Annotated in this window: 31 protein-coding genes, 1 tRNA gene and 1 pseudogene; 9 read left to right on the plus strand and 24 right to left on the minus strand. The window is 58.3% G+C overall.

The features are described from left to right. Window positions 1-24: 24 nt before the first annotated feature. Both JIN84_RS17340 and JIN84_RS17345 read right to left on the minus strand, forming a co-directional pair. Window positions 25-2424, minus strand: a complete 2400-nt coding sequence (locus tag JIN84_RS17340; RefSeq protein ID WP_200352331.1) for a copper-transporting P-type ATPase — start codon at window positions 2422-2424, stop codon at window positions 25-27. After that, window positions 2378-2830: a MerR family transcriptional regulator gene (locus tag JIN84_RS17345; protein ID WP_200352332.1), complete on the minus strand. Its 453-nt coding sequence runs from the start codon at window positions 2828-2830 to the stop codon at window positions 2378-2380. The genes JIN84_RS17340 and JIN84_RS17345 overlap by 47 nt, the downstream gene beginning before the upstream one ends. 167 nt (window positions 2831-2997) lie before the next feature. On the opposite strand from JIN84_RS17345, the gene JIN84_RS17350 reads away from it, so the two are divergent. The 8 genes from JIN84_RS17350 (at window position 2998) to JIN84_RS23545 (ending at window position 8008) form a co-directional block, all read left to right on the plus strand. After that, complete coding sequence (locus tag JIN84_RS17350; RefSeq protein ID WP_200352333.1) at window positions 2998-3321, plus strand: hypothetical protein; 324 nt, start codon at window positions 2998-3000, stop codon at window positions 3319-3321. Window positions 3322-3359: 38 nt separating this feature from the next. Then, window positions 3360-3662: a hypothetical protein gene (locus JIN84_RS17355; RefSeq protein ID WP_200352334.1), complete on the plus strand. Its 303-nt coding sequence runs from the start codon at window positions 3360-3362 to the stop codon at window positions 3660-3662. Between the two features lie 23 nt (window positions 3663-3685). After that, window positions 3686-4132 carry a periplasmic heavy metal sensor gene (locus JIN84_RS17360; protein WP_425602307.1) on the plus strand — a complete coding sequence of 149 codons (447 nt, stop codon included), beginning with the start codon at window positions 3686-3688 and terminating at the stop codon, window positions 4130-4132. A gap of 12 nt (window positions 4133-4144) precedes the next feature. Then, window positions 4145-4714, plus strand: a complete 570-nt coding sequence (locus JIN84_RS17365; protein WP_200352336.1) for an RNA polymerase sigma factor — start codon at window positions 4145-4147, stop codon at window positions 4712-4714. Window positions 4715-4739: 25 nt separating this feature from the next. Next, window positions 4740-5036, plus strand: a complete 297-nt coding sequence (locus tag JIN84_RS17370) for a hypothetical protein (RefSeq protein ID WP_200352337.1) — start codon at window positions 4740-4742, stop codon at window positions 5034-5036. A 161-nt stretch (window positions 5037-5197) separates the two neighbouring features. Beyond that, complete coding sequence (locus tag JIN84_RS17375) at window positions 5198-5338, plus strand: hypothetical protein (protein ID WP_200352338.1); 141 nt, start codon at window positions 5198-5200, stop codon at window positions 5336-5338. Between the two features lie 93 nt (window positions 5339-5431). Next, complete coding sequence (locus JIN84_RS17380; RefSeq protein ID WP_200352339.1) at window positions 5432-7630, plus strand: multicopper oxidase domain-containing protein; 2199 nt, start codon at window positions 5432-5434, stop codon at window positions 7628-7630. Between the two features lie 138 nt (window positions 7631-7768). Next, entirely contained in the window at window positions 7769-8008 is a 240-nt protein-coding gene (locus JIN84_RS23545) for a manganese efflux pump (protein WP_425602306.1), read from the plus strand. A gap of 256 nt (window positions 8009-8264) precedes the next feature. Here JIN84_RS23545 and JIN84_RS17390 read toward each other — a convergent pair whose 3' ends face one another. From JIN84_RS17390 to JIN84_RS17460, 16 genes and pseudogenes are all read right to left on the minus strand, one after another. After that, window positions 8265-9347 carry a WGR domain-containing protein gene (locus JIN84_RS17390; RefSeq protein ID WP_200352341.1) on the minus strand — a complete coding sequence of 361 codons (1083 nt, stop codon included), beginning with the start codon at window positions 9345-9347 and terminating at the stop codon, window positions 8265-8267. Between the two features lie 166 nt (window positions 9348-9513). Beyond that, complete coding sequence (locus JIN84_RS17395) at window positions 9514-11052, minus strand: AAA family ATPase (RefSeq protein ID WP_200352342.1); 1539 nt, start codon at window positions 11050-11052, stop codon at window positions 9514-9516. 95 nt (window positions 11053-11147) lie between these two features. Next, complete coding sequence (locus JIN84_RS17400; RefSeq protein ID WP_200352343.1) at window positions 11148-11501, minus strand: hypothetical protein; 354 nt, start codon at window positions 11499-11501, stop codon at window positions 11148-11150. A gap of 33 nt (window positions 11502-11534) precedes the next feature. Then, window positions 11535-11783, minus strand: a complete 249-nt coding sequence (locus tag JIN84_RS17405; RefSeq protein ID WP_200352344.1) for a hypothetical protein — start codon at window positions 11781-11783, stop codon at window positions 11535-11537. Continuing rightward, complete coding sequence (locus JIN84_RS17410) at window positions 11780-11986, minus strand: DUF2997 domain-containing protein (protein WP_200352345.1); 207 nt, start codon at window positions 11984-11986, stop codon at window positions 11780-11782. The genes JIN84_RS17405 and JIN84_RS17410 overlap by 4 nt, the downstream gene beginning before the upstream one ends. Continuing rightward, window positions 11983-12372 (minus strand): DUF1257 domain-containing protein, encoded by a 390-nt coding sequence (locus JIN84_RS17415; protein ID WP_200352346.1) that lies wholly within the window; start codon window positions 12370-12372, stop codon window positions 11983-11985. Before JIN84_RS17415 ends, JIN84_RS17410 begins: the two co-directional genes overlap by 4 nt. A 337-nt stretch (window positions 12373-12709) precedes the next feature. Next, on the minus strand, window positions 12710-13273 hold the full coding sequence (locus JIN84_RS17420; RefSeq protein WP_200352347.1) for a hypothetical protein: 564 nt from the start codon (window positions 13271-13273) through the stop codon (window positions 12710-12712). 34 nt (window positions 13274-13307) lie between these two features. Further along, window positions 13308-14327 (minus strand): DUF3150 domain-containing protein, encoded by a 1020-nt coding sequence (locus tag JIN84_RS17425; protein WP_200352348.1) that lies wholly within the window; start codon window positions 14325-14327, stop codon window positions 13308-13310. A 99-nt stretch (window positions 14328-14426) separates the two neighbouring features. Further along, the gene (locus JIN84_RS17430; protein WP_200352349.1) at window positions 14427-14567 is read right to left on the minus strand and encodes a hypothetical protein; all 141 of its coding nucleotides are present in this window, start codon (window positions 14565-14567) and stop codon (window positions 14427-14429) included. A 12-nt stretch (window positions 14568-14579) separates the two neighbouring features. Further along, the gene (locus JIN84_RS17435; protein WP_200352350.1) at window positions 14580-14747 is read right to left on the minus strand and encodes a hypothetical protein; all 168 of its coding nucleotides are present in this window, start codon (window positions 14745-14747) and stop codon (window positions 14580-14582) included. Then, on the minus strand, window positions 14744-15595 hold the full coding sequence (locus JIN84_RS17440; protein WP_200352351.1) for a RecB family exonuclease: 852 nt from the start codon (window positions 15593-15595) through the stop codon (window positions 14744-14746). The genes JIN84_RS17435 and JIN84_RS17440 overlap by 4 nt, the downstream gene beginning before the upstream one ends. Beyond that, the gene (locus JIN84_RS17445) at window positions 15592-16140 is read right to left on the minus strand and encodes a hypothetical protein (RefSeq protein ID WP_200352352.1); all 549 of its coding nucleotides are present in this window, start codon (window positions 16138-16140) and stop codon (window positions 15592-15594) included. Before JIN84_RS17445 ends, JIN84_RS17440 begins: the two co-directional genes overlap by 4 nt. 85 nt (window positions 16141-16225) lie before the next feature. After that, window positions 16226-16429 (minus strand): hypothetical protein, encoded by a 204-nt coding sequence (locus JIN84_RS17450; RefSeq protein ID WP_200352353.1) that lies wholly within the window; start codon window positions 16427-16429, stop codon window positions 16226-16228. Between the two features lie 167 nt (window positions 16430-16596). Next, window positions 16597-16890, minus strand: coding sequence for a hypothetical protein (locus JIN84_RS23115; protein ID WP_234043553.1), 294 nt, complete (start codon window positions 16888-16890; stop codon window positions 16597-16599). 231 nt (window positions 16891-17121) lie between these two features. Next, a pseudogene (locus tag JIN84_RS23550) lies at window positions 17122-17259 on the minus strand (DUF4339 domain-containing protein); the annotation flags it as partial. 65 nt (window positions 17260-17324) lie between these two features. Next, window positions 17325-17780, minus strand: coding sequence for a hypothetical protein (locus JIN84_RS17460; protein WP_200352355.1), 456 nt, complete (start codon window positions 17778-17780; stop codon window positions 17325-17327). 107 nt (window positions 17781-17887) lie between these two features. Here JIN84_RS17460 and JIN84_RS17465 point away from each other — a divergent pair, with 107 nt between their 5' ends. Next, a complete protein-coding gene (locus tag JIN84_RS17465; protein WP_200352356.1) occupies window positions 17888-18157 on the plus strand; it encodes a helix-turn-helix domain-containing protein in 270 nt (89 codons plus the stop codon). 73 nt (window positions 18158-18230) lie between these two features. Here the strand turns inward: JIN84_RS17465 and JIN84_RS17470 are convergent, their stop codons facing one another. The 6 genes from JIN84_RS17470 to lipA form a co-directional block, all read right to left on the minus strand. Continuing rightward, window positions 18231-18713 (minus strand): hypothetical protein, encoded by a 483-nt coding sequence (locus JIN84_RS17470; protein WP_200352357.1) that lies wholly within the window; start codon window positions 18711-18713, stop codon window positions 18231-18233. A 251-nt stretch (window positions 18714-18964) separates the two neighbouring features. Further along, window positions 18965-19040 (minus strand) — tRNA-Thr (locus tag JIN84_RS17475). 197 nt (window positions 19041-19237) lie between these two features. Continuing rightward, complete coding sequence (locus JIN84_RS17480) at window positions 19238-20344, minus strand: Lrp/AsnC family transcriptional regulator (protein ID WP_200352358.1); 1107 nt, start codon at window positions 20342-20344, stop codon at window positions 19238-19240. A gap of 62 nt (window positions 20345-20406) precedes the next feature. Further along, entirely contained in the window at window positions 20407-21732 is a 1326-nt protein-coding gene (locus tag JIN84_RS17485) for a CCA tRNA nucleotidyltransferase (RefSeq protein WP_200352359.1), read from the minus strand. 14 nt (window positions 21733-21746) lie between these two features. Further along, the gene (locus tag JIN84_RS17490) at window positions 21747-22205 is read right to left on the minus strand and encodes an EVE domain-containing protein (RefSeq protein ID WP_200352360.1); all 459 of its coding nucleotides are present in this window, start codon (window positions 22203-22205) and stop codon (window positions 21747-21749) included. A gap of 4 nt (window positions 22206-22209) precedes the next feature. Further along, complete coding sequence (gene lipA, locus JIN84_RS17495) at window positions 22210-23220, minus strand: lipoyl synthase (RefSeq protein WP_200352948.1); 1011 nt, start codon at window positions 23218-23220, stop codon at window positions 22210-22212. Window positions 23221-23413: the final 193 nt, after the last annotated feature.

Below are 23413 nucleotides of genomic sequence, written 5' to 3' on the forward strand. Positions count from 1 at the left end.
TCTCAGTCTCCACAATCGCCCGCATCACTCCCGGATATGCCTCAGACGAAGTGCGTTCGCGATTACCGAAACGCTGCTAAGGGCCATCGCCGCTCCTGCTACCATCGGATTGAGCAGCCAGCCCGTCAGCGGGTAGAGCAGTCCGGCGGCAATCGGTATCCCGAGCGCGTTATAGACGAACGCAAAGAAGAGATTCTGCCGGATGTTGCGCATCACCTCGCGACTGAGCTCCAAGGCACGACCGATTCCACGGAGATCGCCTTTGACCAAGGTTAATCCGGCACTGCGAATGGCGACATCGGTCCCGGTGCCCATGGCGATACCCACATCCGCCTCAGCGAGAGCGGGGGCATCATTGATACCGTCGCCCGCCATCGCCACCACAGCTCCTCCGGCACGCAGCTCGCGAGCAATGCGCTGTTTGTCCGCTGGCGTGAGTTCCGCGCGGATGTCATCGATCCCCAGCTCGCGGCCGACGGCTTCGGCGGTCTGACGATTGTCGCCGGTCAGCATCACCAGGCGCAGGCCCATCGCATGCAGGGCCGCCACGGCTTCGGGGGTCGAGGCCTTGATCGGATCCGCCACCGCAATAAAGCCGCCAATCACCTGGTCTTCCGCGATCCAGATGACGGTGTGGGCTTTTTTTTGAAGTGCCTCGGCGGAGGAAACGAGGTCCTGCGGGATGCCGATGCCTTCCGTCTCCAACCACGCACGTTTTCCGACCCGGACGACTTTGCCTTCGATTCGTCCCATGATGCCCGCGCCGGTGACTGACTCGAAGAATTCAACGCGCGAAAGCGGAAGCCCTTTTTCTTTGGCCCGGTTGACCACCGCTTGCGCGAGAGGGTGCTCGCTGAGGTGCTCCAGCGAAGCGGCAAGTATCAAGATATGATCCTCCTTGTCCGCCTCCACGGGGACAATCTGCTTCGCCACCGGCCTTCCTTCGGTGAGCGTTCCGGTCTTGTCGGTGATGAGATGCGTCACCTTCTCGGCGCACTCCAGTGCGGCGGCGTCGCGAACAAGAACGCCCATTAGCGCGCCTTTGCCCACGCCGACCATGATAGACATCGGCGTCGCCAGCCCCAAAGCACAAGGGCAGGCAATGATCAAAACCGCCACACTGTTAGCGATGGCGAAGGCAAGCCGCGGCTCGGGGCCCAAAAACATCCAGCCCGCGAATGTGAGGATCGTAATCATAACCACGGCGGGCACGAACCATCCCGCAACCTGATCGGCCAGCCTTTGAATGGGCGCACGGCTGCGCTGGGCGTCCGCGACCATTTGGACGATCTGGGACAGCAAGGTTTCCGAACCCACTTTCTCAGCACGCATTAGGAACGCACCGGTCTGATTGATCGTCGCTCCCACCACGCGGTCTTCCATCTTTTTGAAAACGGGCAACGGTTCGCCGGTAATCATCGACTCATCCACCATGCTCTCGCCTTCCGTGAGCACTCCATCGACCGGGATTTTCTCGCCAGGACGGACGCGGAGCACGTCGCCGATCCGGACGTCATCCAGCGGGACATCTTCCTCATTTCCGTCTGTCACCCGGCGGGCCGTCTTGGCGGCCAGGCCTAGCAGGGCTTGCACCGCTTGGCCGGTCTTGCTGCGTGCCTTGGCCTCCAACCATTGGCCTAGGATAACCAGTGCGGTGATCACGGCGGCAGCCTCGAAATAGAGCGGCACACGCCCGCCATGGCGCAGCGAATGCGGAAAGAGTCCGGGCACAAAAACAGCGACGGAGCTGTAAAGCCATGCGGTACCGACCCCGAGTGCGATCAGAGTGAACATGTTGAGGCTCTGGTGCTGGAGCGAACGCCATGCCTTGGCGAAAATAAAGCCGCCGGGGCCGAAGACTACGAGCGTTGCCAACACGAGTTGAACCCACCCGAAAACCGGTTCCGGCATCCATCGGCTCATTTGCACCGCTGGCAGCATTTCACCCATCGCCATAAGGAAAACTGGAAAGGCAAGAGCCGCGCTCAGCCAGAGCTTTCGCTGCAAGGAGACCACCTCATGATTCTCATCGGCCGGCGACACCGTCTTCGGTTCGAGCGCCATCCCACACTTCGGGCAATTCCCCGGGTGGTCCTGTTCGATTTCCGGGTGCATCGGACACGTGTAGATCGTCTGGGATGCAGGGGCCTTCCAAGTCGGATTCCGCTCCAGCGCCATGCCGCATTTCGGGCAGTCGCCGGGGCTGTCTGACTCCACGCCCGGACACATTGGGCAGAAATACTTCGCCCCCACAGGCGGCTTCACATCGCCGTGATGATGATCGTGACAGCAAGAGGAAGCTGGCTTTTCGGCAGCGGGTGGTTCGGTACAGCAGCTTTTCTTCTTCTCTGGATCAGGCTTGGGGTCATGGCAACAATCATTCATGGCAGTGTGTGTTATCTTTGGTTTCAAAATTTTCTCCATCGAGGAATTCCACGATGGGGCATCCTTGCAGCGCGCCCTTCCCGTCGCACTGCGTCACAAGACTTCCGAGGGCACGTTCCATCGACCGCAAGTCACGGATTTTTTGACGGATCAGGGTGAGTCTTGCCTCGGCGAAGGTCCTCACCTTCTGCCGCGAGGTCTTGATGCTTCCGGTGAGTTGCAGGAGCTGTTTAATGTCGTTCAAGCTGAATCCCAGCTCTTGGGACCGCCGGATGAACTGCAATCTCGTAAGATCCTCGTCCTTATAAATCCGGTATCCCGAGTCGTTGCGACGGGGAGTCTGCAAAAGACCTTTCTGCTCATAGAATCGCAACGTCTCCGGTCCTACCCCTGCCTTTTTGGCGAGTGCGGCGCGAGTCCAGGTCGAAGCAACTTCTCTTTTCATGGGATACCCATACACCTTGTAGCAAGATACAGGGTCAATCGATTTTTTTAAGGAAATTCACGACGGCCGAAAATAATCCATTTCTTCAAGGGTTTTCGCCCAAGTTGGTGTGATACGAAGTAGAGCGCGGTGAAAAGCGCTCATTTAAAAGACAACCAAACAAAGTCGTGAAAACCAAAGCATTCAGCATTCTCCTCGCCGTCCTGACCTTGGCATCAATGATCCCCGTCGCTTCCGCACAGCGCGCAAACGGGAATTTGGCTCCGCAGCGGATCGACAAGGGCGCATCCACCCAAGTGGCGGAATCGGCAACCCGGGCACTTCCTAAGACGTGCGTCAGCCAGGCCTGCTGCATCACCAAGTCCCAAGTTCAAACTGCGGAAGGTCGCTCAACCAGGATCACCTCCACGAAAGTAAAGGCTTGCAACACCGCCTGCCAAATCGCCAGCAATGATCAGCGGGCCGCCTGTGGCAAAGGAAAACGGGCCTGATATTATGGCCGGGATTCCGGCATTTTAACTAACGGACCATGAAAAATATCGATTTCGATGACCTGTTACGCTCGGCTGGGGAAGACTTTCCCTTGCCGCCATCATTCCATGCGGATGTGTGGAACCGGATCGAATCCGCGGAAGCGATTCGCTCAAAACTCGAAACTCCGTGGCATCACAATATCATCAGCATGATCGCAAGACCATGGGCAGCCGCTTCCGGCTTCGCCGCGATGGTGGCCTTGGGATTATGGCTCGGCGCGCTGAGCATTCCCGATAACTTCCGCACGGAAACGGCTTACGCTCGTTCCATCAGTCCGTTCGCTCAATCCCATCGATGAAAACCAAGGCTCTATATGTTCTCATGGCGATTCTGGCTGCCGGAGTCCTGGCATTTTGCCTAATGAGGAATCACCGGATGCCCAGCCGTGGGGATGCACTGCTCGATAAAATGCCCGAACTCGGGTGGGTCCGCAGCGAGCTGAAGCTCACGGACGAACAGTTCAAAAAAGTGGCCCAGTTGCATGTCGATTACCGCCCGGAATGCGTTGAAATGTGCCACCGGATCTCGCAAGCACATGAGCAAATCGAAGAACTCGCAAAGACCGGGCGTGGCATGACCCCCGAACTGGATGCCGCCCTCCGGGAGCATGCCGCGATTCACCTTGAGTGCCAGCAGACGATGCTGGGTCACATCTATCGGACGGCCGCGTTGATGGATCCTCGCCAATCCGAAAGGTATCTCGAAAAGGTGCTGCCTTACGCTCTCGACTTCACCCACAGCGAGACCGGGAATCTTCACGAGAGGTAGAAATGATCCCCGATGGAAATTCCTGACTGCGATTTGATGGCAAGCCTTGCCGGGGGCGATGATCTGGCGCTGGACCGGCTGATGGAGCGTTGGGCCAGCCGCGTTGCAGCCTTTCTTTACCGTATGACCGGGCAACGCGAAATCGCTGCGGACCTTGCTCAGGAAACCTTCGTGAAGCTTTATCAGGCAAGAGACCGCTATCGGGCGGACGGAAATTTCTCCACCTATCTTTTCGCGATCGCCTCAAACCTCGCCAAGAACCACGCAAGATGGAGAAAGCGACATCCCACTGTCTCGCTCGATGCGTCTTCGGATGAAGTCAACGGTCCCGCCCTCCATTTGGTCGATCCCCGGGCTGGCCCCGGGGAGACGGCGCAAAAAATGGAGACAATGACGGCGGTGTCTAAAGCTTTCCAAGCTCTTCCTCCGGACCTGCGCGAAGCCATGTCGCTTTTCATCTATGAAGGTATGGGCTACGCCGAGATCGGAGTGCTAATGGGATGCACCGGCAAGGCGGTGGAAACGCGTATCTATCGGGCGCGACAAATCCTGAAAGAACAACTCAAGGAAATATGCCCATGATGTTACCGCAGATTCATTGGATCGAATGGAGTGCCATTCGCCTGCTGCGGTCATTTCCCCAGCAAGAGGCGAAAGGGCTTGGGTGCTGGACTGGAAGCAACACCGGCTTGCCATTCCGCCGGCGATAGCTGCGGCGCCACTCTATCTATCGACTTTGAGTCTTTCCGGATTGATCGCTGATGCGGGAGAAGAAATCCGATACAACGCGCTGGGTGGCGTGACCGGCCCGACGGGTGAGGAAAATGAACAGCACAGCAATTTATCAGTGACTCGGAAAATTCTTGGGAAATTTTCAAGGGTTTGCACCAGCTTTGAACATTAACCAGCAACAGTGGGTAATTCCCCCGGCAAACGGGCATGAAGTGAAATTCTGCTGCCGCCCCTGCGTCGCTAAGCCCGAGGTAGATCCTTCGAAACATCTCGCCAAACTGTGATATACCTGATAGGCCAAAACTTCTCTATAACCGCCAACACCCCATTAAAATGAAAACCATCCTCCTTCTCACACTCGCCGCCACCGCACTCCTTTTAAACAGCTGTGCCACCGGAAACTCAAATGCCGACCAACAGGACAGCACCATGCCCGGCATGAGTAAGGAGGATCACGCCAACATGAAGATGTGATCTTTTCCTGCATTCCAACGGAATTTCTAACTGCCAGGCGATGATCACCCCTGATCGCCGCGGCTTCCTAATGCCACGCATCCCACATCGCTCATGAAAACCCTGCTTTACTCTATCCTCCTGCTGGCCGGTCTCCCAGCACTCGCAAAAACGGTCCGATACGATCTGAACCTTTCGAAAATCGAGGTGAATCTGGGTAAAAAAACCAAGCCGGCCATGGCGATCAACGGCAGCATTCCCGGCCCCGTCCTCCGCTTCGTGGAAGGTGACTACGCGATCATCAATGTCCGAAACGATCTCCGCGAGGAAACCTCCATCCATTGGCACGGTCTTCTTGTTCCAAACGACCAGGACGGAGTTCCACACGTAAACATGGCCCCGATCGAGCCAGGGGAGACGCGTGAATACCGCTTTCCGCTCCGCCAGTCCGGCACCTACTGGTATCACTCTCACAGCGTTCTTCAGGAGCAGCTCGGCATCTACGGCGGCATCGTGATTTCGCCGGAAGGCGGTGAAAGGGTTTCATCCAATCGTGATTTCGTCGCCGTTCTCTCCGACTGGACCGATGAAACGCCGTTCGATGCACTGACCCAGCTTCGGGCGGGACGCGAATGGCAGCAGATCAAAAAAGGTACAGCCCAAAGCGTCAGTGGAGCGATCAAGGACGGTTCCTTAGGCGAATATTTCAAACGCTCCATGACGCGGATGCCTCCCATGGATCTCTCGGACATTGCTTACGACCGCTTCCTCATCAATGGCAGCCCGTCCGCAGCCGTATCGGCACAGCCTGGGGAGACGGTCCGCCTTCGGCTCATCAATGCTTCGGCCATGACCTACTACTTCATTGAATTCGCGGGCGGCCCAGTACGAATCATCGGTGCGGACGGTATGGATGTCCGGCCGGTCAACCAAGGACGGTTCTTGATGGCCATCGCCGAAACCTACGACCTCCAGGTGAAAGTGCCAAAAGGCGGAGCCTACGAACTTCGAGCAACCTCCCAAGACGGCACCGGCTCCAGCAGCATATTCATCGGCACCGGCGAACAGGTCAAAGCGCCCGACGTGCCTCGCGCCAATCCTTACAAAGGACACGCCATGATGGGCGGCATGGAAGGGATGTCCGGCATGGACCACAGCACCATGAAAATGCCGATGAGTGGCAAGATGGATGGTGACGCGATGGAGTCCATGGACCATTCCATGCACGGCGGCGAGGCTGCGCCGGCGATGGAAGGAATGGATCATTCCAAAATGAAGCCCGCTGCCTCCACCGACCACTCACAAATCGGGCATGCCATGCCGGGCCACTCCATGGATTCGGACGGACGCCCGGGTAGCCCTTATGAAAGCCTCAAAGCTATCAGCTCCACCGCATTGTCACCTGGACGCCCCCTGCGCTCCTACACATTCCGACTCCAGGGTGACATGATCCGCTACGTCTGGACCATTAATGGCAGGACCTTCACCGAAGCGGACATGGTAAATATCCGCAAAGGCGAGCGCGTTCGCTTCAACTTCATCAACGAAACCATGATGCACCATCCCATGCATCTTCACGGCCACTTTTTCCGGCTGCTCACCGCGGCAGGTATTTTTTCTCCGCTCAAGCACACGGTCGATGTCCCCCCGATGTCGAGCAGAACCATCGAATTCGCGGCCGACGAGCCGGGGGACTGGCTGATGCACTGCCACGTACTCTATCACGCAGAGGTCGGCATGGGCCGGATCGTCCACTACGAAGACGCACCGCCTAATCCAAACCTGATGGTCGGGCACGGGGCATGGGATATGACGAAGATGCACGACCCTCTTTTTTTCTTCGGTGAAGTCGCCGCACTCTCCAACATGACCGAGGGCTTTGTCGCATTCGAAAACAACCGGAACGGTCTGAGCGCCGCTTGGGAAGCGGGTTGGGGCGAGGTGGACGAGACCGGATACGAGATCAATCTCGCCTACGACCGTTATCTCAACAGCTTCACCAGTGTCTTCGCGGGAGCAAATTTGACGGACGGTGAATCCCAAGACCGGGGCGTACTCGGCGTCCGCTATCTGCTGCCTTTCCTGATTCGCTCGCAGGCCTGGGTGGATACCGATGGTGAGTTCCGCGTCGGCCTTTCCCAAAGCATCGCCCTCACCGCCAGACTCTCTATTTACGGTGGGGCCGAGTACGACACGCTCACCGATTGGGAGACCGTCGCCGGCCTCGAATACGTGGTGGACAAGCGGTTTTCGCTGATCGGCCAGTGGCATAGCGAATACGGCTGGGGTGGCGGCGTCGGCTTCCGATTCTAGCTCTTATTCCCCTATGATACCAACCGCATTGCAATGAATCCTGGAGCTCGGCGCATGTCGCCGGGTCCCTTGAGCCAGTCGAAACACTTCTGCATCCATAGACAGAATGAGAGGGTTCTCAGTGTTAGCTACTGAAGTTTGGAACATGCGCACACCACCCTTCACCCGTGTCAGCAACCGCGAACGCCCTGCCGAGGCCGAAGCCACCACAGGCTAACGATGGCGATGGCCTCGGGTTTGGGAGCTTCGAGCCTCTGTATCACTTTCCTGAATCTGTCAGTGAGTCTGATTTTCGCGTGCGTTGCTTTCGCCATTTGCAGCTTGATTCTCGTGTGGCTGGGTATGTTGTGCGGCGAAAGCGTGCCACCAAATGGTTAACACTCGCGACGATCTGGCCGACCTCCTTGACGACTTAGGTTCCTGTAATCTTGGCGAAACATGTATGACCTAAAAAAATGACATTACCTCACATACACACACGTAATGTAGGTTCATCAGAATGCCGGTTTTGGAAATGAAAATGGCCGCCACGAAACATCTCCGAATGTTTCATGGCGGCCCTTTGTTACCCCGGTCACGCTTGGACGTGTCGTGTGACCGGGCTTTCCTCTGGGGTTGCCTTCCCGAAATGGAATCATGCGGCGGCCGGTTCAACTTTGTATTTAAGCTGATCGGTCGTGCAGTCGCTTGCGTGAATGTCGTCGCGCTTGCCGAGATACACGGGCTGATAGATCGAGCCGCTTTCTCTGAACGCATACAAATATTTCACTTCCACGACAGTCCCCATTTGGGGAATTTCGTGATTCGGTGGAATCGTGACATTGCCGGCGCCGACCAGTTCGCCTCCATCGAACAAGCAGAGCGAGACGCTTCGCTTGGAGTTGACCGCGGTGACGATGAATGAAGCACTTTCGACGAACTTGTATTTCAACTGGCTACCTCCCGAGGCCGGGCGGCCGCTGTTGAACGGTGCCTCGGTGTCTTTGAAGACGACGCCCTCCCGACCGGCCTGCTTGAGCTGGCCGAATACCCGGAGTTTGTCTTCCGGGCGGATGAGCGTGCCCACCGGGCGGAGGTGTTTTGATTTGGAGGGAAGGACCTGGAGCAATCCTGCGAAACGGTCGATGTAACGGCGTTGGCGCAGGTCGTTTCCTTTCAGTTCCAGTAGGTCAAATGCGTGCAGCGTGTCGCCGAGCGCCTCTCCATCGATGAGAACATCGAAGGGGATTTTCTTAACCGCCATACGGATCGGCTCAGGGATGGCGATGACGAGTCCCCGGCGGTTGATGCCGGTGATTTCGTCCCCTTGTTTTCGAACGAGCATACGCCGTCCGTCGTGCTTTTCCTGAAGGCAGTGCCGACTGTCGTTGAGCAGTTCGGTGAGTTTGATCTCATCCACCGGGTTGAGGAGCTGGCAGCGGATGCCGCTGTCGTTTCCTTCTTTACCGAATGTCTGGTAAGCGGTTGCGGGTTCACTATCAAGTTTGTAGCCTTTGCTGACTTTCGAGGCGACGAGCTTGTCATGGATGTCATGCGCCTGCTGGAGCGTGACGATGTGCGGGGTTTTGGTACCGGTGCTCAGGGTGCTGCCGCGTCGGCCATAGGCGAAGGTGACGATGTAGCCGTCGTCCTTCGGTTCGATGGTGACTTGGTAGACCTTGTCGGAAACTCCCTCGCTGAAATGGAGGGAGGTGGATTTGATACATGGGGTGTTCATGGTTGACGGGATTGTTTTGTTTGGTTGTTTGGGTGAAAAGAATCAGGCCGCCACGGACAGTCCTTCTGTCCATGGCGGCCTGTGTGTTTGGTCCCGCCGACGCTTGAGCGTGTCGTGCCGGCGGGATGGTCCTCCGGTTGGGGAGGACGGTGTTGATACAAATGTTTCAGTTGGATTCCGCCACACGCCGGGCGTTGCGCGGCGGCTTGCTGGTGGAACTACTGGGCGAAACTCCATTGGAGCTGGCGTTTCTGGCCCTGCCATTCGCCCATTGGCGGAGTGCGGTGATCTGGGTGTCCATCAGCCGGGCCAGCGGAACCGTGCGGGTGATCGCCTCGGTGACATATCCAGGTTTCGGTTCATCACCCTCGGCATAGGACTCGAACATGGCATCGACGAAAGCCGCCTCGATCTCGGCTCCCGTGAACTGGTCACAGGCACGTGCAAGTTGGGTGATGTCGTAGGCACCCCGATCGCGGCCATGTCGGCGGATGACGATCTCCCAGATTTGGGAGCGCTCCGCTTGGCTGGGAAGATCGATGAAAAACATTTCGTCAAACCGTCCCTTCCGCAGGAATTCGGGCGGGAGTTTCGAGACATCGTTCGCTGTTGCCACCACGAACACGGGCTTCTGCTTCTCCTGCATCCACGACAGGAAACTGCCGAAGACGCGGGATGAGGTACCGCCGTCCGAACCACCGGACTGGCTGCCGGAAAAACCTTTCTCGATCTCGTCGATCCACAGAACGCACGGAGCGATGGCCTCAGCGGTCTGGATGACCGAGCGGAGGTTCGCTTCCGATTGCCCGACAATGCCGCCAAAGACTCGTCCCATGTCGAGCCGCAGCAACGGCAGACCGAACGCGGATGAGACTGCCTTGGCCGTCAGGGATTTGCCGGTGCCGGGGATACCGACAATCAGCAGACCCTTTGGTGCGGGTAGTCCGTATTCTTTGGCGGATGCGCTGAAGGCTCCGGCCCGGCGGTTGAGCCATTCCTTCAATGGATCGTGGCCGCCGATGTCAGCCAATGACGGAGGGGACTCGATCACTTCCACGAGACCGCCGCGTTTCAGCGTGTGGGCTTTTTCCCGGGCGACGATCCGATGGTCCATGCCGCCTTTTTCAACAACGGAGAGGGCGAAAGCGTTCTCCGCCTCTACGGTGGTGAGTCCCAGCGCAGCCTGGAGCACGCTTTCGAGAGCCACCTCGTCAGGGGCTTCCATTCGGTTTGCCTCCAGAATGCCCTGGAGGACGGCATCGAGTTGGATGATGTCCGGGAGTTTGAAGTCGAGATGGGTGATCTCGTGTTCCAGTTCGGGGGACAGCTTCAACCGGCAGCCCAACAGGATGATCGAATGGCCCCGGGATTTTGCCAGCCGTAGCAGGTCCTTCATTCGGCGGAGCAGGAGGAGGTCGATTTGATCAAGGTGGGGCTGAATGTCGCGCATCACGATGACATGACGTCCGCTGTCGTCGCCGAACAGTGTCTCGATCAACGGCAGTGCCTCCAATGGATCGGAACAGGATTGGACCCTGCCTCCGGCAATGGTGACGAGTCCCTCGGAGGAGGACCAGGCGTGGAGATGGTGACCGGTTGTGGTGCAGGCGGCGGAGATCTCGGCTTCCGCACGAGCTTCCTCCGGAGTGATGATCGCGAGCCCCGGATAGCCGGCCCGCAGGTAGGTGGTGAGTTGGTGTTGCATGGATGGAGTTTGCTGGTTTGGAGTTTTCAGTTCAGGAAAGAGAAACCCGGTTCTCACGCGGAGAACCGGGGCTGGATGATGGTGGTTGATGCGGCTCAGTTCAGTTGCGTGACGATTTCCGTCCGCCGTGTGGCGAGGGTGTCGTAACGTTGCTTCAGCTGCTCGTGGGAGTACTTGGAGACATCGTATTGGCGCGACGAATCGACCGCTGTTCCAACGCCGTCCTTGGCCAGTTCGTAGTCACCGGACGTCGCGCCGTATCCGGCGGCGAAGGATCCGATGAATACGTTGAACTCGGCTTGGTCCATCTGGGCACGCTGCTGTTCCGCCGCGATGCGCAGCTGGACCATTTCGGCTTCGATGGATTGAAGTTCCGTCCGCAGCCGGGCCCTGTCGGGACCGCAGGCGACGAACAGGAAGGTGCATGCGATGATAAGGATTTGTTTCATGATGTTTTTAATAGATGGGGTTTGGACAGGGAATCAGTTGGGTGACGGGTTGCCGGGCTGGAGGTGGGTTTGTTCCCATCGCAGGCATTCGTCGCGGGAAGCGTGGAAAAACAACACTCCACCGGTATCGGCATCGTGGACGTCCCACTCCTGGCTGGAGCCGTTGAAACGGATGTCCGTGGCCCGGACGACTTGGAGCCGTCCGAGGTCACGAAGATCAATCGCTTCGGTGTAGAGGCAGTCGATGGAACCGCCGGGTGTGAAGCGGAGGGTCGATTTCATGAATCTCCCCCGCCGAGGGTTTGCTGGTTCTGACGGGTGATGTCCTGGCTCCAGTAGTCGGACTTGCGGCGGCTCGATACTTTCGCGCCAAGCGCCTCCTCAATCGCCTTGGTGGCGGCCTCGCAACCGTTGCCCTTGAAGCCGTAAGCCTCGACAAGCACATCTCCGGTCGGCGACACCTTGACGCGGATCTGGCGGCTCACAGCGAACCTCCTTCCAACGTGAGCAGGATCGAGCCATCGGCTTCGACCTTGCGCGTCGTGCGGAGGCCCCGCTGGGTGGCGGCGCGGATGGTCCGATGCACGCCGTAGGATTGCAGCAGCCGGCCGTAGCCTGCTCCCACCTCCCTCGCGACGTGGCCGTCCCACCAATCGGCGGTAAGGCCGTAGCCGCCATCGTTTTCCGCCGAGTGATCGACGGCGATGTCATACGGGCCTTTCAGCTTGATGACGTAGGGGGCCGCGCGGCTGACACCGGCGTAACCCCGGCAATAGGAATCAGGAACAAGACGGAGGTCGAGTTCGACACAGGCATCGACCAGCGAAGGGATGTCGCGGATCTGGGTTTTGATCGTGGTGAAATGGCTCATGGAATGGATGGTTGGTTTTCAGTTGGATGGTTTGAGAGGTGGATGCACCAAGGGCGGCCCCTGTGAGAGGGCCGCCCTTGGCGCGGAGTTCAGGTGGTTATTTGGCGTGTCGGGTGATGGTATTGGCTTTCGAGGAAGTGGGAGTGGTGGTGGTTTAAAATATGGCTGGTGAGGAATAAATCGGCGTGTCGGGTGTGGGTATTGCGTGACGTGTGGAAAGGGAATGGACGCCCGGGATCGGAGCACGAAAAAGCCCGCGCGGAATTCCGGGCGGGCTTGAAAATGTGCTGTAAATCTTCGAGGTCGGCCTCGATTAATTAGCTGGAAGAATTTCCAGTCAGTTCTGTGCCGGGTCGAGCCCATTCACGCTGGGTCCGTTGTCCCGGATTTTATTGTGACAAATCCCACAGAAGTAGCGGTATCGATCATCCAGGTGGGCAGAGTCGATTTTTCGCTGCGCTGTAGTCATAGCGTCTTTTACTACCGGCAGCCCGAGCTTATGCGTGAAATAGCTCAAACCACTAAAATTATCTGGAGAAATATCCTCGTTAAAACTGGTGCCGGCAATCCAGTGCAATCTAATCGTCAAGAGAGCGCAGTCATCAGAAGTTAAATCCAGGCCATACTCAAAATGATCCCACTGAGATAGCCGTTTTAGGAATTCTGGCAGTCCCCCAAGTGTTCGCAGTCGATGACTCTTCGCTGCCTGACACTCCCGGATTCGCGGATTTTTCCCCCGAACGTCGAACTCAAGTCCAAACCCATCCAATGCGCGGATGAACGCGACGAACGATTCAGTCGCAAGGGCTGAGCGGAAGCGGGCAAGAATATCAGTCGTCGTCACAGGCTTCAGGTCCTTATGGCGGTAAATCCGAAACTGTGTCAAGAGCGAGCGGAACAAGCTTCGGAGTCATCACGCCCCCGAAGCTCTGAATTCAGCCGACGGCGGCGAGCTTGCGCGCGCCCATCTGACCAAAGCGGGAAACCACCTCTCGCGCGTCACTGCGGGCGAGCTGCACAGCGGTTTCGCGCAAGCGTGACAAGCCGTCGGTCAGGCTGGCCATGGCACCGCTGTTGTTGCGGTAGTCCTCGGCGCTCCGGCCCAGCAGGTCGCGGCGGAACCGTTCTAGTGTCTGCTCCAACTGTTGGTCGCCCGCGAAATTCAGGGTGCGGAAGCTGTCGATGAATCCGGTGAGCCGGTTCAACGTGCGCTGGTGCACCCCATTTTCGCTGCTGTTGATCGTGGTGAGAACGTCCTGGGCAAGCCGGGCCGTCTCGTCACGCATGGAGGCCACACTCTCGCGGATGAACTCGTCGATGCCGGAGTTGAGACGCCGTGAGGCATCTTCCGAAATGCGACGGCGGTTCTCGGCGACTTCTAGCTGTTCCACGCCTTCGACGACCTCCAGACGGATGCTGTCGGGCGCGGCGATCTGGAACAACCGGGTGTCGAACCCGAAGCGTTTGGCGATTTCACCAGCAGGTGGGAACGACTGCTCGATGGTGGCGATCAATCGTTCGGCACTGCCGTTGAGGTTCTGCGCGGCATCCCGCCATTCGATCATCGCGGCTTCCCGCAACGATGAGTAGCGGGCGACGAAATCAAGTGTGGCTTCGCGGAATTCATCACGAAGCTTTTCGAGCTTGTCGGTGATGTCCGCAAGGCGGGCGTTCGGCACGAAACGTCCGATGCCACCCAAGAACGGGAAGCTCGAACTTTCGACCGTAGCCTGCACTCGGGATTCGATGAGAGCGAAGGCCTGCAGGGCATCGCGTGGGATCAGGCGTTTCTGGCCTAAGAGGATGAGCCGGTCGCTGACACGGGCGGGATCAAGACCGAGGTCCTCTGGAGTGAGCCGCTTGCAACCGCGCCAATAGCGGACGGAGGTGGAGACGAGCACTCCCCGGCGGCAGATGCCGTCGAGGAGCGATTGATTGGAGTTTGTTGGATTCATGATGATGTCGGGTGGTTGGGGTTGTGGTGTGTTTTTGATGAGAATAAAAAACGCCCGCCCAGTCGGATGACCGGGCGGGCGTGTGGGGATTTTTTGGGTTCACCGCCGCAGGATCACGGCGGCGAAGAACATCGCCACCGCGCCGATCACCACGGGCACCCAGAAATCCGTAAAAATCTGGAGGCTGAGCGCGGTGATCGAAATGACGGCGAAGATATGGAGGTAGGGAACCGGTTTCATATCTGATGGATGCTAGCGGATGGAACGTCCCGCGGTGATGACCACCGCCATGCCGATGAGGGCGTAGCCGATGACCTTCAACCCGTCGCCGATCGGTCCCATATCTGGAGCGGTCGGAGCGACGGGCGCGGAGCATGCCCCCAGCAGGGACGTGAATATCGTGGCGAGGATGATCTTCATGCGGCCTTCCTTTCCTCCTCATGGACCGGAAGCCAGGCCATGCATTCGTTCCGGAACTGGCACCACGAGCATTGCATCCCCGGTTGGGGGTGGAAGCGGTTGCTCGCGATTCCCTCGACAGCGGTTTCCAACAGGGCGACAACCCTGCGCTTGCGATGGGCATCGGCCGGTTTGCTCGTCACGCGGATGGTCTGCGGTTTTTTGGTCTTCACCAAAAACACGAGGTCCAGCGACGGCGGGGTTTCACCGATGGCGGCTTCCAGGAGGAGTTGGTAGCTCACCAGCTGGATTTCATGATCGAACGCGGCGTGCGACTTGTCGGGTTTGGCCGCGCTCGATTTGAAATCCACCGGGGTGAAATTCCCTTCGATCAGATCCATCGCACCTGTCAGCGGGACGGAGAGACCGGGGATCGTTTCTGTCAGCAACACCTCGACGGCGCGCGGCTTGTCCTTCAGCGCCTCCGGGGAGTCGAGGTAGGCGGCGATCACGCGAAGTCCGTCGATACGGGTCTTCTCGCGTTTTTGCTCGCTGCCGTAATTCACCGGACCTTCGTCGCGTTCGAGATCCCTGAAAGATTTGTCAAACGCCGCGGCGACCGTTTCCGGCGAATCGTCTCCGCCCCTCCACCGTGCGAGATGGAAGGCCTGAAGCGCCGCGTGCACCGCCTTTCCCAAGTGAAGGCTCACCGGGGTCTTGCGTTTGATGCAGGCGACCCGCTCGAAGTAGAACATCAGCGAACAGCTGAGATAGGCCTTCGCCGCCGTCGGACTGATGTGGTCCGGCAGGGACTGCGCCCACTTGCTGAGACCGGTGGAAAAGGGCGCATCCTGGACCGCCGCGATCATGCCGCCCTCCTGTGGTTGGATCCCTGATAGGCGGAGCCGTTGCGACGTCTGCCGCCCTGGTGATCCGCACCACCGTGGGTGTCGAACAATTCGTCGATCAGCCCGGAGGCCTCGACCTTGTTGAGCAGCCGCACGCCTTTGCCGAAGCGCTCGACGGCGAGCGCCTCGACATCCGCTTTGTCGAGTAGATGTTCTTCGACCAGTTTCAGAATGAGATCCTTCTGCTTGTCGGAACATTTCCACGCCGGACCCTGCCGCCAGTTTCCTTGGGTGCTGCCCCCGGATTTCGGAGAGCTGCCGGCATCCCGCTGGATGACGTTCTTAGCCTCCGGCGGATCCATCCCGTAGTCGGCGGGAGGAACAAAACCGGTGTGCAGGATCTGCTCGTCCACGGTGGATTGCAGACGATGATAGAGACGCTCGGATTCGCCCGCCACATCGTCGGTGGTCACCAGTTCGGTCTCGACGGAGACGGAGAACTGGTGTGACGAGTAACCGGGAAGCCCGAGACGCTTGGAGTAATTTGCGATGAGTTTGATAGCCATGGTATTGGGTGGTTTGATGTTGAAACGAAAAAGCCCGCACCTTGCGGCACGGGCTTGGGTTTTGGGTTGATGAGAAAAATCCGGATCACGCGGCGTCCGGGAAACGTACGATCACGGACTCAGGATCGGCGGCAACTTCCTCCGGCACGACTAATTGCTCAGCACGGAGACCGCAGCGGAGCAATTCATCAGCCAGGCGGGTCATGGGCATCCGACGGCGTTTCCCTTCCTGATAAAGCAGGCGGACAACGTCATCGGACAAGCGTGGTGAATACAGGGTTCTGGACATGGTGGTTTGGTTTTGTGGGTTCCAAGACAAGCCATGCGCCATCGAAGCGCATGGCTGTCCATGTAAAACCAAAACCGCCGCCCGACGCGAGTGGCGGAATGACGGAACGAAACCGTCTATCAAATATTTATAACACCAAGGGGTCGGCCATTGCAGGCCCCGCACGTTCACCAACCCAGAACATAACCTCTCCCCTGGCAGCTCCGGCATGTCGTCGTTTTCCTGCCTCCGAGGCCTCCGCATGTGGGGCAGACGGCATCATATCCCGAGGGCGTGCGGAACGAGCCGTTTCCGTGGCACGTGTCGCACTGCCCCTCGGAGGAACCGGTGAGTCCGGTCCTCGGTCTCACCGTTGTGTTGGCGACCTCGCCTGTCCCACCGCAGACGGTACAGGTGTGCTGCTTGTTCGGCAGGGTTGCCATCGCTTTCCGATACATCGCCTCGCTTTCTTCCTCCGTCATCCTTTCGGACCCTGAATTCCCACGCACGGTCTCTGATGAAGGTTCATGTGATTTAAAAACTGAAAACAGTGCCAGCAGCGCAAGTCCCACCAAGGCCAGCCTCCACCGAAACTTCAATTGAGAAAACCACCCGAGAAGCGAAACCGTGACGCTCAGGAGCTTGGCCACATAGTCGACTTGCTGAGGAAGTGGCGGAGGGACTGTCGAACTTACCGGGATAACAGATTTCAGAGCGCGCCACTCTTGTTCCCCTTCGGCAGCCACCATAGTGTCGGGAGTAAGCTTTCCGTCGGAAAACAACCGGACGAGATCATCCAGAATTATTGGCCCTTCAACGGTTTGTCCATCGCGGCAGTAATACCATTGCATGGTGAGTGATTCTAACGAGTGATGACGGATTAAAATATTTCAATGGGACCAGCTCTCAGCAAACTTCAGAAACGGAACATGCGCGGGCACGTGATGGCTCCATTCATGCCTCCCCATTTGCAGTGATGGATGGGGCCGGTATTCTCTTCCCCCCCCACCGGTTTAAGACGATACCGCAGAGACCAGATAATCCCCGTGAGCGCGAATGCCACTCCAACCAACAATCGATACATTCCAACGTTTTGGATTTTTTGCTGCTGCAAGGGCGTGGTCATGGCGGTGGAAAGCAAGAGGAACACGATCAGAAAAGCGACGGTTGAAACGATCCACCCGCCGTTGGAGCGCCAGAACCACAGCGTCGAGGTTAGAGCAAGGGCCAAAGGGAACCCCATCGCCGTCGCGGTCATATCCGACACAAATTGCTGGCCAACGATTCCGAAGACCACCCACAGCGCCGAGGATGTCACTACAAAGAGCAAGAAAGAGAGGAGGAATTCCAACGTTGGGGAACGGCGTTTCATTTGCAAGAAGGGGGTAGGAAAGATCTGACGACAAAAGGAGAAGTGCTCCGATTTCGGAGCACTTACATGATTTAGAGCCGCTAGCGTCAAGCTCCGAAATCGGAGCAATGGCAGAAAAATCCCAGAACCTTGTAGGCCCCCAGATCCGTCGGCTCAGACGAGCCGCTGGCATGTCCCAAAATGACCTGGCCATCAAGTTACAGGTCAAAGGCTGGGACATCAGCCGCGGCGGAGTTTCCAAAATCGAATCACGCCTGCGCCTGGTGAACGACGCCGAAATTTTCCTGTTAGCTGCGGTGCTTGGACACGAAATCAAGGAGCTCTTCCCCAATCGCCCAGCCAGGATCAAAGATGTCTTGAGACAGGGTCGGGATTAGCCACACCCCTCAAATACGGATCTCAGAATCCCCCCACGTCGGCAGGTATGTGTTCAACGCTCTTGAACCCGCTTCACCGGAAGGTGCCGTTTTCGATTCTTTCAAGATCGGCTTGGGCATGCAGCATTCCAGCTCCAGCTGCGATCTTTTCCTGATAAGTTGGCAATGCGTCAATATCAGCACGAATCATTTGTGCGAGCAGTGCCGCATGCTCCTCTTCGATACGACAATTTTCGCCACCATTTAGGTACCAAGAAGGCATCATAAACAAAGAAGAATCGATCATCCATAGAGCCAGTCGAAGAATATCCTCGGAAGTGCGCTTGGCTATTTGCCCAGGGGGGTGGGGAACCTCACGTAATCCCAAACGACTCAGCGACTCGTTAAGGCGGTAAAACCCTTTAGGTTCCTTCAACGGCACGATGATCCCCTTGTCTACCAAATCGTAAAATGTGCTGCTCGCCATAGGAGGATCGAAAAAATTACAGATGGCTTCGCGGCGAACAGCGAACTCAGGGAAACCGGAGGGAGGAACTTTGGACGAAGGCTTGCTCACGGAGGGATGATCCACCCTCACCGTCAAATGGCACGGATAAACTCGAACCAGATTTCTGTTTTAGAGGGGGTGTCCGACGATTCCGCCGGGGAGCTGACGGTCGGCGATCCCTCAAAAAAGTTGTCCGTTTAGTTGTCCAAATTGCACCGTTTTTTCGGATTCCAGCGGAATGTCCCGGACTCTGGCGGAATGGACTAAATTTGCCTTAGCAGCCCAAAGCCCTGAATTTGCTACAATTAACGTAGTTTCAATGGAGCCGAGTGTCGGACTCGAACCGACGACCTACTGATTACAAATCAGTTGCTCTACCAACTGAGCTAACCCGGCAATGACCCTTTCAGGTCGGGGCGGAGTATCTTGATTCTCGTCGCTGCGGGAAGCTCAAATTTCAATGTAGTGAAATTTTATTTCGCGGGATACCCAGGATGCCTGGAAGCTTGAAGTGGTTCCGTCGTTTTCACCGTTGCCAGGAAAGCTCCTATCAGCCGCGGGATCGCGATGAAAACATTCCCCCCTGCGGTCCCTCAGCCCTCGTGCTTCGCATGCCACTCCGCATAGACCTTCGGTGAGATCTCGGACGGCTTGATCTCGGAACGACCGCCCCAGAAGACGTTGGTGTAGCTGACCGGAATGCCAGCTTCGGCGAGATGTTTGTCGATGGCGGCCTTGTGTTCCAAAACCCGTGGTTTCTCGGTGCCGTGCATGACGCCCATGATGTTGACGTTGCCGAACTGGGGGCCTCCCTCGCGCCAGTAGGCGTGGGTCATGCAGAAATGGCGGCCCACTTCTCCGCCGGCTTCCTGCTCGCGGCCTTTCGGCACGGCCCAGTGGAAGAGGCCGTTGAAACGGGTGACGCGTTCGCCGGTCGCGGAGGGTTTCACATGTTCGAGGAAAGTGGAGAAGCGGCCGATGACTTTCTTCGCGTTCAGCGTCTCCGCCACCTCGCAGAAGCGGTCGAGACTGACGCCTGCGATTTCCGCGCGCTTGTCCCATGGCGTCTCACAGATTTCATCCAGCGTGAGCTCTTCCTTCAGCGCGAGGAGGACCTCCCATTCTTCGGTGGTGAGATCCACGGCGGTGGTGGTCATCATCGACGCGGGTTCGTCGGCCCGGTCGCCCGGTTCCAACACCTTCCGACGTGTGTGGCCCACGCCGAGGGCGAAAACGCCATTGGCCGGCATGAGCAGGTATTCCGTGGCACCCGTCAGACGGACCAGCGCGGACGCATGGAAGTCCAGCGACTCACCGACCGGCACTTTCAGCGTGGTCCAGAGGCGGTAGCCGGAGCCGGAGACCTCGGTGTCGGTCGAACGGATCACGACGTGACCGGAGAAAGGATCGTCCTTCGCCATGAAATCAAACGCCGCGTTGAGCTTTTCCTCAGGCACTTTCCACGCGACCAGCGCGCCGTGGGCGAGTTTGGTGGAGAGCAGCGTCTGCCGGACGCGGCGGACGATTCCCGCCTCCACCATCGCGCGGATGCGCTCGATCACCGTCTCAAGAGGCACACCGGATTTTTCCGCGATCACATGGAACGGCTGGCGTTGGAAGCCGGACACCAGGTCCTCGGAAATCGCGAGGATCTGTGCGTTGATGGGATCGGTATGCTCGACAGGGATGGTGGAATTCATGGATGAAAAATGATGGGGAATGGCCGGATTTGCTACGCCGATCTTACCGGATACCGCGCGGATCATGCGGAATTTTCAACGGCGAGCGCCCTGAGGTAATCCAGAGCAGGCTCACGATCAAGGATTCGTCCTTCGAGTTGCTCGGTTTGGATCAGTTCCAGGATCTCCTTGAAGCGAGGGCCGGGAGCCAGTCCGAGCGCGATCAGGTCCCTTCCCGTCACAAGCGGTTGGGGAATGAGCGGCTCGACGGCGAATTCCTCGCCCTTGGCCTGGAGAAACTCGTAGTTGTCGGTGAATCCATTGGATGACCCGCAATCCACCCGGTGCAGCTCCATTTCCTCGGTGAAGGTCGGCGAGGCCATGAAGCGTTTCAGCTTCGCGGTCCGCATCTGCTGCACGTTCATGAACTGCATGTGGCGCGCGACCATTGGAACGACCGCGTCGACGACATCGTTCGGGTAGCGCAAGCGGCGCAGGATGACATCTGACATTTCCGCACCCATCGCGTCGTGACCGTTGAAACGGATGCGTCCGGTGTCCTCGTCGATGGTGCGGCAGGGTGGTTTCGCGATGTCGTGCAGCAGTACGGCGAGGCAGAGTTCCAGCGGCGCGTCCGGTTTCAGCATCTCCAGCATGATGCATGTGTGAACGTAGACATCGCCCTCCGGGTGCCACTCCGGTGGCTGGTCGCAGCCCAGGGTGTCCAGGAATTCCGGCACGATGTGGGCCATCAGTCCGGTTTCGACCAACAGTTCGACGCCCTTGCGGCGGCGTGGGGCGGTCAGGATTTTTGAGAATTCGTCGCGGATCCGTTCGGGCGAAATTTTCGCCAGGAGATGGGCGCATTCGGCGAGCGCGGCACGTGTCCCCGGATCGAGCGTGAAGTCCAGCACCGTGGCGAATCTCACCGCCCGCAGCAGGCGAAGCGCGTCTTCGGTGAAGCGCTCCGACGGATTTCCCACCGCCCGCAGCACTCCGGCACGGAGGTCCGTCAAACCACCGACATGGTCGATGACCTCACCCGTCACAGGATTTTCAAACAGAGCGTTCACCGTGAAGTCCCGTCGCAGCGCGTCTTCTTCCGGTGTGGAAAAAGTCACCGCCTCCGGCCTCCGGCCATCCTTGTAGGAACCGTCCGTTCGGAATGTCGCGATCTCGACGTGGTGTCCGGCGTGTTTCGCGATGACCACACCGAAGTGCGCGCCGACTTCGTTCGAGCCGGGAAAAATTTCCAATACCTCGCTTGGTCTCGCCGACGTGGCGATGTCGAAATCCTTCGGTTCACGGTCCAGCAGCTTGTCCCGGACACAGCCGCCGGCGAAAAGCGCCACATGCCCGGCTGCGGTCAGGCGGCTGGCGAGTTTCAGTGCGGCATCACGAGGAGACATGGGGACAATGTGCCTCACGCACCCGCGAGCTTGCAAACCCTCTTGTAGTGGACGGCTTCCACGGGCGTGATGGAAAGCCGCGTGCCACGCTGGCAGACGAGCATTTCCGAAAGCAGGGAATCCGCCTTGAGTGCTTCCAGAGTCAGCATTTCATCGAATTTTTTGACGAATTCAAAATCCCTCAGCCACCAGCGGGGATTCTCCGGCGTGGATTTCGGGTCATGATATTCGCTTTTTTCATCGAACTGCGTCGGATCCGGATAAGGCTCTCCGACGACCCGGGCGATGCCGGTCACTCCGGGTGGCTTGGCGTTCGAGTGGTAGAAGAGCGCGAGATCGCCCGCCTTCATGTCCTTCCACATATAGTTGCGCGCCTGGTAATTCCTCACCCCGCTCCACGGCTCCCGTTTCACCGCGGCGAGGTGGTCGATGCCGAAGACGTCAGGTTCGGACTTGATGAGCCAGTGGTGCATCCTGTCAGGCGATTGCTTTGATGAGTGCGGGCTTGATGGCGGGCAGGGAAAGGTGCTCCGGTCCGAGCTCCAGGCCTTGGGCCGCACGGACGTCCGCCTCGATGGCTTCCAGGACATCCAGCTCCGGGCGGAAATCCGCCGCATGGTAGGAGCTTCTCACCAGCGGTCCGCTGGCGACGTGGCGGAAGCCTTTCGCCAGGGCGATGGCTTTGTATTCGTCGAAGGCATCCGGCGTGATGTAATCCACCACCGGCAGGTGTTTCGGCGTGGGACGCAGATATTGGCCGAGCGTGAGCACGGTGACATCCGCGGACAGCAGGTCATCCATCGCCCGCAGGATTTCCTCATGGCGTTCGCCGAGGCCGAGCATGATGCCGCTCTTGGTGGCCACCTTGCCATTCACCATCGCCTTCGCTTTTTTCAAGACGGTGAGGCTGCGCTGGTATTGCGCGCGGGAACGGACCAGCGGGGTGAGCCGCTCGACGGTTTCCAGGTTGTGGTTGAAAATGTGCGGACGGGCGTCCATCACCATGGAGAGCGCCCAGTCACGGTCGTTGAAATCCGGCACCAGCACCTCGATGATGATCTCCGGATTCGCCTGGCGGACGGCGTCGATGGTGAGCTTGAAATGCTCCGCTCCGCCGTCGCGCAAATCATCGCGCGCCACCGCGGTGATGACGACGTGGCGCAGGTTCATGCGGCGGGTGGCCTCGGCGACGCGGGCGGGCTCGTCGGATTCCAGTGCGTTCGGTTTCGCCGTTTTCACCGCGCAGAAGCCGCAGGCGCGGGTGCACTTGTCACCGGCGATCATGAAGGTGGCGGTGCCTTGTCCCCAGCATTCCCAACGGTTCGGGCACTGGGCTTCCTCGCAAACGGTCACCAGTTTCAGGTCGGTGATCAGCGATTTGGTGGACCAGAACGCCGGATTGTTCGGCAGCCGGACCTTGATCCAGGAAGGTTTCTTGTCCCGGTGCAATGCCGGATCCATCTTCATTTTCGGGCCACAACTGCTCATCTGGCGGGAAACTAATCCCGCGAACCACGCCGGGAAAGCGGAAAACATGGGGGAGTGAAAATGGAAGGTTTGATGTCGCCCGACCGGCGGGAGGATCAACGGATGTCACATGACAGATTCCCCCCATTGTTGGGGGGAGGGGGCGGGGGTGTTTGACGCTGAGCGGGAAACGACGTTTCATTGCCGTTCACCC

This window comes from Luteolibacter yonseiensis, assembly GCF_016595465.1.
GTDB classification, from domain to species: domain Bacteria; phylum Verrucomicrobiota; class Verrucomicrobiia; order Verrucomicrobiales; family Akkermansiaceae; genus Luteolibacter; species Luteolibacter yonseiensis.

Excerpts from the sequence above, each read along its gene's own strand:
- JIN84_RS17485 (WP_200352359.1), bottom strand. The coding sequence starts at position 21,732 with ATGTCTCCTCGTGATGCCGCACTGAAACTCGCCAGCCGCCTGACCGCA.
- JIN84_RS17345 (WP_200352332.1), bottom strand. The coding sequence starts at position 2,830 with ATGAAAAGAGAAGTTGCTTCGACCTGGACTCGCGCCGCACTCGCCAAA.
- JIN84_RS23115 (WP_234043553.1), bottom strand. The coding sequence starts at position 16,890 with ATGACGGAGGAAGAAAGCGAGGCGATGTATCGGAAAGCGATGGCAACC.
- JIN84_RS17490 (WP_200352360.1), bottom strand. The coding sequence starts at position 22,205 with ATGCACCACTGGCTCATCAAGTCCGAACCTGACGTCTTCGGCATCGAC.
- JIN84_RS17465 (WP_200352356.1), top strand. The coding sequence starts at position 17,888 with ATGGCAGAAAAATCCCAGAACCTTGTAGGCCCCCAGATCCGTCGGCTC.
- JIN84_RS17365 (WP_200352336.1), top strand. The coding sequence starts at position 4,145 with ATGGAAATTCCTGACTGCGATTTGATGGCAAGCCTTGCCGGGGGCGAT.
- JIN84_RS17400 (WP_200352343.1), bottom strand. The coding sequence starts at position 11,501 with ATGAAACAAATCCTTATCATCGCATGCACCTTCCTGTTCGTCGCCTGC.
- JIN84_RS17390 (WP_200352341.1), bottom strand. The coding sequence starts at position 9,347 with ATGAACACCCCATGTATCAAATCCACCTCCCTCCATTTCAGCGAGGGA.
- JIN84_RS17340 (WP_200352331.1), bottom strand. The coding sequence starts at position 2,424 with ATGGAGAAAATTTTGAAACCAAAGATAACACACACTGCCATGAATGAT.
- JIN84_RS17405 (WP_200352344.1), bottom strand. The coding sequence starts at position 11,783 with ATGAAATCGACCCTCCGCTTCACACCCGGCGGTTCCATCGACTGCCTC.
- JIN84_RS17415 (WP_200352346.1), bottom strand. The coding sequence starts at position 12,372 with ATGAGCCATTTCACCACGATCAAAACCCAGATCCGCGACATCCCTTCG.
- JIN84_RS17450 (WP_200352353.1), bottom strand. The coding sequence starts at position 16,429 with ATGTCCAGAACCCTGTATTCACCACGCTTGTCCGATGACGTTGTCCGC.
- JIN84_RS17355 (WP_200352334.1), top strand. The coding sequence starts at position 3,360 with ATGAAAAATATCGATTTCGATGACCTGTTACGCTCGGCTGGGGAAGAC.
- lipA (WP_200352948.1), bottom strand. The coding sequence starts at position 23,220 with ATGAGCAGTTGTGGCCCGAAAATGAAGATGGATCCGGCATTGCACCGG.
- JIN84_RS17370 (WP_200352337.1), top strand. The coding sequence starts at position 4,740 with ATGGAGTGCCATTCGCCTGCTGCGGTCATTTCCCCAGCAAGAGGCGAA.
- JIN84_RS17375 (WP_200352338.1), top strand. The coding sequence starts at position 5,198 with ATGAAAACCATCCTCCTTCTCACACTCGCCGCCACCGCACTCCTTTTA.
- JIN84_RS17480 (WP_200352358.1), bottom strand. The coding sequence starts at position 20,344 with ATGAATTCCACCATCCCTGTCGAGCATACCGATCCCATCAACGCACAG.
- JIN84_RS17460 (WP_200352355.1), bottom strand. The coding sequence starts at position 17,780 with ATGAAACGCCGTTCCCCAACGTTGGAATTCCTCCTCTCTTTCTTGCTC.
- JIN84_RS17445 (WP_200352352.1), bottom strand. The coding sequence starts at position 16,140 with ATGGCTATCAAACTCATCGCAAATTACTCCAAGCGTCTCGGGCTTCCC.
- JIN84_RS17360 (WP_425602307.1), top strand. The coding sequence starts at position 3,686 with ATGGCGATTCTGGCTGCCGGAGTCCTGGCATTTTGCCTAATGAGGAAT.
- JIN84_RS17380 (WP_200352339.1), top strand. The coding sequence starts at position 5,432 with ATGAAAACCCTGCTTTACTCTATCCTCCTGCTGGCCGGTCTCCCAGCA.
- JIN84_RS17435 (WP_200352350.1), bottom strand. The coding sequence starts at position 14,747 with ATGAAGATCATCCTCGCCACGATATTCACGTCCCTGCTGGGGGCATGC.
- JIN84_RS17425 (WP_200352348.1), bottom strand. The coding sequence starts at position 14,327 with ATGAATCCAACAAACTCCAATCAATCGCTCCTCGACGGCATCTGCCGC.
- JIN84_RS17440 (WP_200352351.1), bottom strand. The coding sequence starts at position 15,595 with ATGATCGCGGCGGTCCAGGATGCGCCCTTTTCCACCGGTCTCAGCAAG.
- JIN84_RS17430 (WP_200352349.1), bottom strand. The coding sequence starts at position 14,567 with ATGAAACCGGTTCCCTACCTCCATATCTTCGCCGTCATTTCGATCACC.
- JIN84_RS17395 (WP_200352342.1), bottom strand. The coding sequence starts at position 11,052 with ATGCAACACCAACTCACCACCTACCTGCGGGCCGGCTATCCGGGGCTC.